Genomic DNA, 12,079 nt, shown 5'->3' with positions numbered 1-12,079 from the left:
AATAGGCTTATGTCACTCAGCCGTCTTTACCAGCGCTATTGCTATGCCCGCCGCCAGCCGTGCATTGTTGCGTACCAGAGCGATATTAGCGGTCAACGAGCGACCATTGGTCTGTTCGTAGATGCGTTGCAGTAGGTAAGGCGTAACGCCTTTGCCGGTGATCCTGTATGTTTCGGCATCGGCCTGTGCGGAAGCAATGATCGGGGCAAGTTCCTCGGCAGCGATCTGATCTGTCTGCGGGATCGGATTGGCTACGAGCTGCCCACCGGGTAATCCCAGCGCGCGCCGCGCGGCATGGGCTTTGGCGATGTCCTCTGCGCTGTCCATCCGCAAGGGTGCGGCCAGCGGAGACTTGGCTGACCAGAACGCCGGAAATTCGTCCTGTCCGTGTGCGATGACCGGCACACCGAGCGTTTCCAGAACCTCAAGCGTTTTGGCCAGGTCGAGAATAGCTTTGGCTCCAGCCGCAACAACCGTCACTGGTGTTTGCGCAAGCTCATGCAGGTCAGCAGAGATATCAAAAGAGGTTTCAGCCCCCTGATGAACGCCGCCGATGCCGCCTGTGGCAAATACTTCGATACCTGCATAATGCGCTGCGATCATGGTAGCTGCGACGGTGGTGGCCCCTGTACCGCCAGTTGCAAGACATGCAGCCATGTCGGCGCGCGACAGCTTGGCAACGCTTTGCGCCTGACCAAGGGCCTGAAGCTGATCGGACTCAAGCCCAATGTTAAGCACGCCATCGATCACGGCGATAGTTGCGGGAACTGCACCCCCATCGCGGATGTCCTGTTCGACCTGTGCGGCAACCTCGATGTTCTGGGGGTAGGGCATCCCGTGGGTGATGATAGTGCTTTCCAGCGCAACAATGGGTTGGCCTGCGTCTTTTGCGGCGCGAACCTCGGCGGAATATTGGATTTCGATCACAGTGGAGTTTCTCCGGAAACATATGTTGCGGCGGCATGCAGGGCACGCTTGAGCGCGGCATCGTTGTCAGCGCCACTTGCTTCGGCAGCGATATGGGCTGCCATGAAAGTATCACCTGCGCCGGTCACGCGGGTGACCAGAACGGAAGGTGGTTTTTGGGTCAGAACACTATTAGCGCTACCGACAGTGGCCGAGTTGCCACCATCGGTCACCAGAACACGCAGTGCGCCACGGTCAAGCAAGCCCTGAGCAGCACTTTCGGAATCGGTGAATTCGCGTTGGCACAAAAGCCCAGCTTCTTCGAGGTTTACATAGAGTGTTGCGCGCGCATGTTTCAGAAAAGGTAACAAACGCTCGGCCTTGCCGGGGGACGCGGGGGCCACGCGAAGATCGGCGCGGGCAAAGGCGGGGCTTTGCGCGATCTCTTCCAGCAGGTTCAGGGTTAGGTTGCCGTCCAGCGCGATGGGGCCTTCAAAAGGTGTATTTTCATAGCCCAAAGGTCCATGCATCAAGGGACGTAAGATTTTTGCTCCCGCCGCCTCAAGTGAATGGGCGTCTGCAATGGCTGCGATTAATCCATTGGCACCTTCGACGGCCATATAGCGGTCGGTCGGCAAGTCTTGCGAACGGTAGATGTGGTCGGTCACCATGCCCAGCCGTGCGCAGGAGTGGACCAATTCATCGCCTTCGGGATCGCGGCCGATTGCAGTGAGCAGCGTAGGGGTCATCCCAAAGCGCACCAACGTCATGGCGATGTTCATGGCGACACCGCCGGGCAAGCGGGTAATCCGCCCCGGTACGTCCGATCCCTGCCGCATGACGCTGGCAGATCGCCCGATTACGTCCCACAGGACCGATCCGATACACAGGATTTCGCTGTTCTGAGTCATGCTTCGTGTCATGCCGCAGCCCCGACGCGGGTGCAAGGGTTAACGCTCACAGTCGTCAGCGCATTGCGGCGATCAGAGTGTTCAATGCATCCAGCGGGTTGTCATGTGACCAGATCTCATCGCCGATGCCAAAGAAATCTGTGCAGGGGGTCAGGTCTCGGATCAGGTCTTCGGTTAGCCCGCCTTCGGCCACCACCGGAACCTCGATCATCTCAGACCACCATTGGAACAGGTCTTGCTCAGCGCGGGTTCCATCGCCCAGCGCGACGTTGCCCACCGGGCCAAAGGCAATATAGTCTGCCCCACCTTCTCCAGCGGTCATGCCATCATGGCTGGAGGCTCCGCAAAAGCTGCCGACGATGGCATCTGGCCCCAGTTCCTTACGCGCAGCCCTGACCGAGCGTGCCGCATCGTCCAGATGCACCCCGTCCAGACCCAGCCGTTGCGCCAGCAGTACATGGTTCGAAATCACCAGCGCCACGTCATGTGCATGAGCAACCTCACGGCAGGCATCAGCGGTGCGAGCGATGGTATCTTCGTCACTTCCTGCGAGGGCCAGGCGGATACAGGCGATCTCGGCTCCGTCCAGAACGCGGGACAACTGGTCGGGGAAAGTGCTCAGTGTGATCGCTGGCGGGGTGATCAGATAAATCTGCGGCTGCTCGGGGGTGTCCATTGGCGCGTCCTTCGCTTTCAGTCTTTCGCGCGGTTTAGCGGATTGCGGGCGGGAAGCAAACTTTTATGCCGTCTCGTGCTGGATTAGACGCGCCGGGTGCCTTGCCCTGCGGGGGAGACGCGATTAGAGCAGGCAGACCTTTTCGGAGACAGCCATGCCCAGCGATACATCCCAGCCTTCTTTCGTGCTTGTGCGCCCTCAGATGGGCGAAAATATCGGTGCTGCAGCACGGGCGATGTGGAATTTCGGACTGGACCGGATGCGGATTGTTGCACCGCGCGATGGATGGCCGAACCCCAAGGCCGTTGCGATGTCCAGCGGCGCAGGGCGATTGCTGGATGAGGCACAATTGTTCGACGATCTGGCTGGAGCATTGGGGGATCGCACATATGTCTTTGCGACCACGGCACGGCAACGGGGCTTGACCAAGCCAGTGTTCAGCCCCGAGCGGGCAATGCAAATCGCCGCGGAAAAGGTGGCCGCTGGTGAAAAGGTGGCTGTGCTGTTCGGTCCAGAACGCGCCGGGCTTGAAAACGAGGATATCGCCAAGGCAAACGCGATTATCTCGGTACCAGTGAATCCCGAATACGCGTCGCTGAACCTTGGGCAATGCGTTTTGCTGACGGCTTACGAGTGGATGCGCCAAACTGGGGATGTGATGCATGAAGCCACTGATCTGGGCAAAGGCGACTGGGCTACGGGGATCGAGGTCGAGAAGCTGGTCGAGCATTACGAGGATCGGTTGGAAGAGGCGGGATTTTTCTACCCGCCCGAAAAGGCCGAAGGGATGAAGACCAACCTGCGCAATCTATGGTCCAGGATGCGGATGACGCGGGCGGACGTTCAAATGCTGCACGGGGTGATGCGTCAGATGGTCCGCTGGAAGGATCGGGGCTGAGGCTGGACCTCGCCCCCAAGTCAACCTAGCTTGCGACGAAATCCAAGGCACAAGAGGACAGCATGAGCGGTAAGCGCAGCATCTTCGAAGACGTCTCAGACACTGAAAAACCACAAGCGGTTCAGCCGGGTGTGATCGATCGCGGGCGCGGTGGTGCACGCCAGGCCATTCGCGTCTGGCTTATGATCCTGTTTGCGCTTGTGGTCATCATGATCGCGGTCGGCGGACTGACCCGACTGACAGATAGCGGCCTGTCGATCACCGAATGGCGTCCGATCACCGGGGCCATCCCGCCGACCTCCGAGGCTGACTGGCAGGCCGAGTTCGACAAATACAAGCAAATCGATCAATGGCGCATCCAGAACCAGTGGATGGAGCTGGATGATTTCAAGTCAATTTACTGGTGGGAATGGGGCCACCGCCAACTGGGCCGCGTGATCGGACTGGTCTGGGCTCTCGGCTTTTCCGGTTTTCTTGTTGCCCGCAAGATACCGGCTGGTTGGACCGGTCGATTGCTGATCCCCGGAGCGCTCGGTGGCGTTCAAGGTGCTGTTGGTTGGTGGATGGTTGCGTCGGGTGTGACGCAAGGCGAGGGGATGACCGCAGTTGCAAGCTATCGACTAGCGGTGCATCTGGGGCTTGCGTTTGTCATCCTCGGATTTCTGGCTTGGTACATCTTCATGTTGGCGCGCGAGGAGCGCGATCTGATGCAAGCACGCCGCGCAAAGGAAACCCGGTTGTTCTCGCTTTGCACAGGTCTGATGCATTTCGCCTTTTTGCAAATACTCATTGGGGCGCTGGTCGCGGGTATCGACGCGGGTCGTTCCTATACGGATTGGCCTTTGATCGGAGGTCAGCTTCTGCCACCGGACGCCACGATGCTTGAACCGATGTGGCGAAATTTCTTCGAAAGCCCGGGCCTTGTGCAATTCATCCACCGCTGCGCTGGTTATCTGCTGTTCGCTTTTGGTGTCGTTGTTTGGCGGCGCGGCGCGGCAAGTGCGCATCCGCAGACGCGGTTCGCTTTCAACGCCGCATTCGCTGCGCTTTCGCTACAGGTGGTGGTCGGTATCATGACAGTGATCTACGCGGCACCCTGGCAAATCGCGATATTCCACCAATTCATGGCCGTCGTGGTTTGGACGCTGATCCTGCGTGCACGTTTTCTCACGGCCTATCCTATTGCAACTTCTCTGCGCGGAGCATAACTCAGATGACAGCTTTCAACGACCTGATGGCCTATCAGCGCCAAACTTCGGCCCTTGGCCAGATCGCCGGACGTCTGGGATGGGATCAGGAAACGGTAATGCCGCGCGGCGCAGCTCCGCAACGGGCCGAAGAGATGGCTGCGATCGAAGCCGTGCTTCACGCGCGCCGCTCAGACCCACGTGTGGCAGAATGGCTGGAGAGCGCATATGCAACTAGCGAAGCGGACAAGGCTCAGCTGCGGGAAATTCGACGCGAATATGATCGGGCGGTGAAGGTTCCATCGGATCTGGCTACTGCAATTGCACGCGTGACGTCCGAGGCGCAGGGAAAATGGGCGCAGGCCCGCGCGAATGAGGATGTCGCTGCTTTTCTACCCGTTCTGGAAGAGGTTGTTGCACTTAAGCGCGAGGAAGGTGCCGCGCTCGCTCAAGGCGGTGATATCTACGACGCAATGGTCGAAGATTACGAGCCCTACACGACGGGTGCGCAGATTGCCGAGATATTCGACCAGATGCGCCCACGTCTGGTTACTTTGCGCGCAGCTGTCCTAGATCGGCCCGAGCCTGCGGCTCTGACCGGTAGATTTGACGAGTTGATCCAAATGCGCCTGTCGCAAAAGCTGGCCGTCGCCTTTGGCTATGACCTAAATAATGGCCGCGTGGACAAAGCTGTACACCCGTTCAGTTCTGGCAGCGGGCTGGATGTACGCATCACCACCAGAACCAGCGAAACGGACCCGTTCAATTGCTTCTATTCCACGATCCACGAAGTGGGACATGCGGCTTATGAACAGGGGATCGACCCGGATTATTTGCTGACGCCTTTAGGGCGCGGTGTATCCATGGGAGTTCATGAAAGCCAAAGCCGGATTTATGAAAACCAACTGGGCCGGTCCCGCGCCTTCACCGGCTGGCTTTTCGATCAAATGAAAGAAGCCTTTGGCGATTTTGGCATCGCCGACGCCGATGCCTTCTATGGCACCGTTAACCGAGTACACAGTGGATACATCCGGACCGAAGCGGACGAAGTGCAGTACAACCTGCATATCATGCTGCGGTTCGATCTAGAGCGTGCGCTGATGGCAGGTGATCTGCAAGTCAGCGACCTTGAAGCCGCGTGGAATGATCGTTTCGCCGCAGATTTTGGATATGCGGTCGACAAGCCTTCGAATGGGTGCCTGCAGGATGTGCACTGGTCTGTTGGGCTGTTTGGCTACTTCCCGACCTACTCGTTGGGGAATGTCTACGCAGGATGTCTGAATCAGGCTTTGCGCAAGGCCGTACCCGATTTGGATTCGCAATTGGCTGCGGGCGATTCCTCGGGCGCCACCGGATGGCTGCGCGAGAACGTCCAGCAATTTGGCGGCCTTCATGCGCCGCGCGAAAACATCCAGAGGGCAAGTGGTGTCGAGCCCGGGCCGGAGGCGTTGTTGACCTATCTTGAGAACAAGTTTGGGGCATTGTATGGGCTTTGAGCGATGGCCGATTATTAACTTCCTGAAGGTGTACGCAAGTTTTTGAGTTCAGGATCTTGCTCAAAAGAAACGCCCGCCTCAGGCCCATCCTGTGAATTCGATTTTCTCGCTGCAAACGCACACAGCGCAGATTTTGCTGGGGGTGCATTATCTTGAGTACGGCGATTCGGCGTAAGGAGCCGCCATTCGGGCCCGGCGCAGCGAGAATTCCCCAGGCAATGAACGAGACGCGGACACTACCGCCATTGGCAATCTGACAATGAACGACTGCTTTGGTCGCAACACGACCGCAGCAAAAAAAAGCAAGGGTGGGAAAGCGAAATTCGTAGCGGGTTGGGTGGACTAAAAGACGACATTACCTGAAGACACTAATTTGTTCATTGCGTGAAGCTGAATTGATGAAAGAATGCTTCAACCGAAACGACTTGCGCAATCTAGTGGTATGTTCGACATTTTGAAAATGGATCCGGAAACACTCGGTCTCGTGGGCAGTCAAATGGCGCGCATGCGTAAAGGGGGAAATTTGGCTAAAGTTCTGTTGGTGGAAGACAACGAAATGAACAGCGATATGTTGTCGCGTCGGTTGGCGCGCAAAGGATTCCAAGTTATCGTTGCGAAGGACGGGTTGGAAGGCGTGTCCATGGCTGGTGAAGCAAGTCCCGACATTGTTTTGATGGATATGAGCCTGCCTGAGATTGATGGATGGGAGGCGACCCGACGCATCAAGGCAGCACCCGAGACGGCCTCAATCCCGGTGGTTGCGCTGACGGCACACGCAATGGCCAGCGACCGGGAAAAGGCGCTGGAGGCAGGTTGCGATGACTTTGATACCAAACCTGTCGAACTTAACCGTTTGCTTGAGATAATGGAAAAACTGCTGTCAGCCTCTGGAGGAAGATCCGACTACTAAGATTTCCGTCCAGTGATGAAATATGTTTTTGCCTGGCCTTTGCCCTTAATTCTCACATCCATCGGATCAGTTAGGTCAAAGCAATGCGTAACCCGCCTTGCGGTCTCCTCTGAGACTTGAATGCGGCCTGGCGCACCCGTTGTTTCAAGACGGCTGGCGAAATTCACTGTATCCCCCCAAACATCGTAGAGAAAACGGTGTGACCCGATTATTCCGGCTACTACGGGCCCACTGTGGACGCCGATTCTAAGATGCATAGGGTAGTCCAGCTCGTGGTTCAGCGCTTCGACCTGAGATAACATCCGACAAGCCAGTTCAACGATCACTTCAGCGTGGTCATTCCGGTGGTCGGGTACTCCGGCTGCGGCCATGTAGGCGTCTCCGTTTGTCTTGATCTTTTCCACACCAAGTTCCGAAGCCGTCTTGTCGAAGCCCGAAAAAACCCGATTAAGGTAGTGAACCACTTGCGCGGGTGACAATTTCGCCGACATCTCCGTAAAGCCAACCATGTCCGAAAACAGGACAGTCACATCGTCATGACGGTCGGCAATCGTGGCCTCTCCATCGTTCAATCGTGTCACGATTTTTTGCGGCAGAATACTATGCAACAGGTCTTTGTACTTTTGCTTCTCTGCCTCCATCTGAAAGAGATAGAGGCGTTCTCGCTCCCGCCACTGTCCTTTCTCAAGCGCGGCGTTGATCCGAGCTTGCAACAAGATTGGATTGAACGGTTTAGGGAGGTAATCTTCTGCTCCGATCTCAACGCAACGCGCAACGCTTTCGATCTCATCGAGCGCGGAAATCATGATGACCGGGATGTCGCGCCAGTCATCGTTTTCTTTCAGTCGCTTCAAAACATCATAACCGTTGAGATCCGGCATCATAAGATCAAGCAGGACCAGATCGAACGCGTGTTGAGACAGCTTTTCCAAAGCCGAATATCCTCCGTCGGCGGTCCAGACTTGATGACCATCCCGTTCGAGCCGCCGGGCAAGCAGCGTACGGTTCGCTTCGACATCATCTACGACTAGGATGGTTCCGGTTAGCGAAGCAGTCTCCGCAACCGGATCAATCGAGCGCATGCTTTGAGCCAGATTTGCGAACATCTCAGCTGCGTCCTGCGATGCCTCGGGTATTTTGAAGCCATCGCCGGACTGGTTGTCGGACAACGATGCGAGCACATCAATTTCTTGCAATAGAGAATCCGTATGCTTCAGCAATCCGCGCAGGTCCAACTCCAGATGTCCTGCGTTTAGATCCTCCAGATCCTCAAGCAGCATTTCGCTGTAGCCCTTGATCGCATTCATCGGCGTTCGCAAATCGTGACGAAGCCTTTTCACTCCTTCGTCACCGCTTACCGTAAGCTTCAAGGCCATTCGGGGATGCAGAAGCTGGTCCACAAACACGCTTAGTTCGGTTGCAGCCTGAGATATTCGGTTCAGGTCTGATGCGGCTTCCTTCAGAGTAAGGCGTTCAGCCTCACTTTCGAGAAACTCACATAGCCCGACTATCGCACTGACCGGGGGAATCAGGTTCTGGCGTAAATTTGCCAGCCACATTGCCTGTGCCTGCTCGGGTTGGGTATTCGGGGTGCTACTCACAGCCTATACGTCTTCAGATCGAGAAGCCGAAAGGATTTCGTTCAACTGGTTCAGAATGATTTCAATCTCATCCCCATCTTTGCGGATCAGCGTCTGGAACGAGCCATTCAGTTGCGCGCGGTCCTCGCTGGACAGGGATTTGGCGGTCACGATGATGACGGGAACATTCTTCCACTCCGGGTTCTTTCTTATCCCCGCCAAGAACTCAAAACCGTCCATCTCGGGCATCATGAGATCAAGTAAAATCACGTCCGGCACGAACTGAGATAGGCGTTGAAGGGCATCCAGTCCATTGATCGCCTCGTCAATCTGCCAGCCTTCTTTTTCGAGAACGCGACAGATCAGCTCACGCGTTGCAGCCTCGTCCTCGACGACCAGAACGCGTGGCGTTGGCAGAGTCGGGCAGTGCTCTTTAAGGACACTCAGCAGCTCGGTCGTGTCAATTGGCTTGCCCAGATATTCACTGGCTCCCAGCGACAAACCTCTTTTGCGATCCTCTGCGAAAGTCAACATAATGACAGGAATATCCCTAAGTTCGGGATCGTCCTTGAGCTTGGACAAAACAGCCCAGCCATCGATTTCGGGCATGAAGACATCGAGCGTGATGGCATCAGGACGGGTTGTTCGAGCCAGTTCCAATGCCTCATCGCCATTGGCCGATGCGAGAACGCGATATCCCTCACGAAGTAATCGTCGACCCAGAAGATCATGCACGGTCGGATCGTCATCCACCAACAGAACCAGTGGAGCATTCGGGTCATTGTTCGATTCATTCTCTGACTGGTCAGCCAGACGCATCACGCCTTTTGACGGGTCGCGACAGATGCGCGGCAGGCGAATTGTGAAGGTCGAACCTTCGCCAAGCGCACTTTCGCAGTGAATGTTGCCGCCCAACTGTTCGCAGAAGGCCTTTGTGATAGACAGCCCCAATCCGGTACCACCGTAGTTACGCGTTGTTGAGGAATCTGCCTGCGTAAACGCATCGAATATCCTCTCGACCTGCTCTGGCGACATGCCGATGCCGTGATCGGTGACCGCAAATTCCAGTTGATCTGTGTCGTTCGATTTTACAACCGATAACGTGATCATTTCATGTTCTGTGAACTTACAAGCATTGGACAACAAGTTCAGCAGGGCCTGCCGCACCTTGGTCAAGTCACAGACCATCTCGCCGATATCATCAGGGCACTCAATTTCCAGCGTATTGTTGTTCTGCTCAGCCAACGGCTGCACTGTCGCGCTAACATCTTTGATCATCTGGAAAACGTCGAAAGTTTCCAGTTCGAACTCCATCTTTCCGGCTTCGATTTTGGAGAGGTCCAATACATCATTGATCAACGCAAGCAGGTGTTTTCCGGCAGATTGAATCTTCTTCAAATCGCTCAGGTTTGCTTCGTCCTTCTGGTCGATGGCTTCTTCCAGCATTAGTTCGCTGTATCCAATAATCGCATTCAGCGGTGTGCGCAGTTCATGACTCATATTGGCAAGGAAAGTGCTTTTGGTCTTGTTAGCGGTTTCTGCTGTATCGCGGGCCACCCGCAACTCGCTCTCCACGCGTTTTTGCTGCGTAATATTCCGACCGTAGATATTCGCGTATCCTCCTTCCGGAACCGGCCACAGCAAAAGAGAATAGGTCTGACCACCAGCCTTATACTGGAAATCTGCCCTTTGATCTTCCTGCAAACCCTTGGCAATACGTTTGCGCCAACCCGTTCCCACGCGGTCACCAACTTTTAGCTGCAGTGCTTCGATTAATGGAGCGCTTGCCTTATTGGCGTAAGTCAGTTCGCCCTTCTCGGTGATACGCAACACCGGGTTCGGGTTTTCTTCCGGAATGCGCGCCAATTCACGTATCCGGTTTTCAGCCCTAAGTTGATTGTTCAGCGCCTTGGTGTTGGCCAGCGTCAAATTGATGCCGTTGATCGCACTTTTTCTGGTTAAGAGTGTCAGCTGAGTTATGACCAGAATCGTGCCCAATATAATGAGCGTATTGAAATACCATTCCAGAGGCCCCCATAGAAGCATGGACAGCCAAGTTAGAAAGAGAATTGAGCTTGAGAAGCCCCAGGTCACCCTAAGCGAAAATGTTGTAGAGCCGCCAAATGCTCCGATAAACGCGAACAGATACAGAACCATCTGTTCATGCGGTGCCAAGACCGGCATCATGAAAAAATTGAAACTGCCCCAACCTGTTCCAAGGATCAGTGAGGTGATGAGAATAACCCTCAACCGCCGTTTCGAGATTGATTTTGGTCTAGGCTTGTTACGCAACGCGTAATAGCTTTTCATCCCCTTCACATTCATGATCAGCAACATGACCAAAGACGCGATCGCGCCCAGAGTCAGGTTCGAGGGACCGATTTGCAATATCATCACAGCAAAGGCCATCACGAAAGACAATGCAAATACAGGCGTTGTCGACGCAACGTCCAGTGCTTCGTGAATGCGTAGTTCGGCTTCGTAATCCTGCTCTTGTTCTTTCTGCACGCGCTTCTCCCCCAAAAGCCGCCCAATTTTCGGTCACTAAATCAGGTGCGGCCCTAATCTTGCAAGATTTATCGACGGTTGCATTTTTGAATGTGTTCGTTGCGTACGGTTAGGTTCTCATGGTTCGGGCAGCGAATACTCATCTCAATACCGTTTCTGAGCCATCCTATTTTTCTCCTATGACACTTAAGAGGCCATAGTATTGCGCGAGAACGTCCAGCAATTTGGCGGCCTTTATGCGCCACGCGAAATCATCCAGAGGGCAAGTGGTGTCGAGCCCGGGCCGAAGGCGTTGTTGACCTATCTTGAGAACAAGTTTGGGGCATTGTATGGGCTTTGAGCGAGGGCCGAATATTAACCTCTATAAGGCGTATGAAAGTTAACGAATTCAGGATTTTGCTTAATAGCAACATCCGCTTCGAGCCCAAAATGACCGATGCTGCGCTCTTTATGAACGTCCGCTTTGAGACGGGCTCTGATCTTGTCGCATTGATGCTTCTTCGAGACGTGATTTAAGACGGTCAACAACGTTTTGCGCTGTCGCAACATCATCTGGCGACAGACCTTCCGAGAGTTCATTCACCCATGGGATTTGCTTCGCAATCGCGGCTTCGTACAACTCCTGCCCCTTTTGGGTCAGTACGACTAAGTGCGCCCGCTTGTGGTGTGGGTTCGGCTGAAACTCCACTATGCCTTCTTTGCTCAATTCATTGATGATCCTTTGTACGCCCTGCCGGTGAACGCCCATCGTCCGAGCATGCCAGGCAACGGATTCCGGTCGATCAGAATAGGCGATGGCACCAAGAATCTGCCATCGAGCACTTGTAAGACCGAGTTCTGACACGAGGCGATCACCGGCAAGCTGCAATCGACCGTTTAGCCGAAACACATCCAGTATCAACGCTGTCACGGCTTCTCCTTCTTCGGTTCTTCGCGCATACGGCATGTCGATTCCCCATTTCATTTGACAACGTGTTGTCATTATGTTTGATGTTTCCTAAATATGA

Annotated in this window: 10 protein-coding genes; 4 read left to right on the top strand and 6 right to left on the bottom strand. The window is 55.0% G+C overall.

Annotation, left to right across the window (positions count from 1 at the left end):
• Positions 1-12: 12 nt before the first annotated feature.
• The 3 genes from ACR0MQ_RS03385 to ACR0MQ_RS03375 are packed head-to-tail and all read right to left on the bottom strand — an operon-like array spanning position 13 to position 2,493.
• Positions 13-927 (bottom strand): pseudouridine-5'-phosphate glycosidase, encoded by a 915-nt coding sequence (locus tag ACR0MQ_RS03385; protein ID WP_170774027.1) that lies wholly within the window; start codon positions 925-927, stop codon positions 13-15.
• Positions 924-1,817 (bottom strand): PfkB family carbohydrate kinase, encoded by an 894-nt coding sequence (locus ACR0MQ_RS03380; protein ID WP_170774197.1) that lies wholly within the window; start codon positions 1,815-1,817, stop codon positions 924-926. Before ACR0MQ_RS03380 ends, ACR0MQ_RS03385 begins: the two co-directional genes overlap by 4 nt.
• A gap of 55 nt (positions 1,818-1,872) precedes the next feature.
• Positions 1,873-2,493 carry a thiamine phosphate synthase gene (locus ACR0MQ_RS03375; RefSeq protein ID WP_480605927.1) on the bottom strand — a complete coding sequence of 207 codons (621 nt, stop codon included), beginning with the start codon at positions 2,491-2,493 and terminating at the stop codon, positions 1,873-1,875.
• Between the two features lie 154 nt (positions 2,494-2,647).
• Here ACR0MQ_RS03375 and ACR0MQ_RS03370 point away from each other — a divergent pair, with 154 nt between their 5' ends.
• The 4 genes from ACR0MQ_RS03370 (at position 2,648) to ACR0MQ_RS03355 (ending at position 6,984) form a co-directional block, all read left to right on the top strand.
• Positions 2,648-3,391 carry an RNA methyltransferase gene (locus tag ACR0MQ_RS03370; protein WP_010440317.1) on the top strand — a complete coding sequence of 248 codons (744 nt, stop codon included), beginning with the start codon at positions 2,648-2,650 and terminating at the stop codon, positions 3,389-3,391.
• Positions 3,392-3,453: 62 nt separating this feature from the next.
• Positions 3,454-4,599 carry a heme A synthase gene (ctaA, locus tag ACR0MQ_RS03365; protein WP_010440316.1) on the top strand — a complete coding sequence of 382 codons (1,146 nt, stop codon included), beginning with the start codon at positions 3,454-3,456 and terminating at the stop codon, positions 4,597-4,599.
• A 5-nt stretch (positions 4,600-4,604) separates the two neighbouring features.
• Positions 4,605-6,074, top strand: a complete 1,470-nt coding sequence (locus ACR0MQ_RS03360) for a carboxypeptidase M32 (protein WP_010440315.1) — start codon at positions 4,605-4,607, stop codon at positions 6,072-6,074.
• A gap of 523 nt (positions 6,075-6,597) precedes the next feature.
• Positions 6,598-6,984: a response regulator gene (locus ACR0MQ_RS03355; protein WP_170470627.1), complete on the top strand. Its 387-nt coding sequence runs from the start codon at positions 6,598-6,600 to the stop codon at positions 6,982-6,984.
• Here the strand turns inward: ACR0MQ_RS03355 and ACR0MQ_RS03350 are convergent.
• The 3 genes from ACR0MQ_RS03350 to ACR0MQ_RS03340 form a co-directional block, all read right to left on the bottom strand.
• On the bottom strand, positions 6,981-8,585 hold the full coding sequence (locus ACR0MQ_RS03350; RefSeq protein WP_480605921.1) for an adenylate/guanylate cyclase domain-containing protein: 1,605 nt from the start codon (positions 8,583-8,585) through the stop codon (positions 6,981-6,983). The two genes, ACR0MQ_RS03355 and ACR0MQ_RS03350, sit on opposite strands and share 4 nt — an antisense overlap.
• 3 nt (positions 8,586-8,588) lie before the next feature.
• A complete protein-coding gene (locus ACR0MQ_RS03345; RefSeq protein WP_480605919.1) occupies positions 8,589-11,072 on the bottom strand; it encodes a response regulator in 2,484 nt (827 codons plus the stop codon).
• A 448-nt stretch (positions 11,073-11,520) separates the two neighbouring features.
• Complete coding sequence (locus ACR0MQ_RS03340) at positions 11,521-12,054, bottom strand: MarR family winged helix-turn-helix transcriptional regulator (RefSeq protein ID WP_480605916.1); 534 nt, start codon at positions 12,052-12,054, stop codon at positions 11,521-11,523.
• Positions 12,055-12,079: the final 25 nt, after the last annotated feature.

This window comes from Ruegeria sp. AN6, assembly GCF_056540425.1.
Note: the sequence above shows the minus strand (reverse complement) of the source record. Positions and strands in the feature narration are given on the sequence as shown.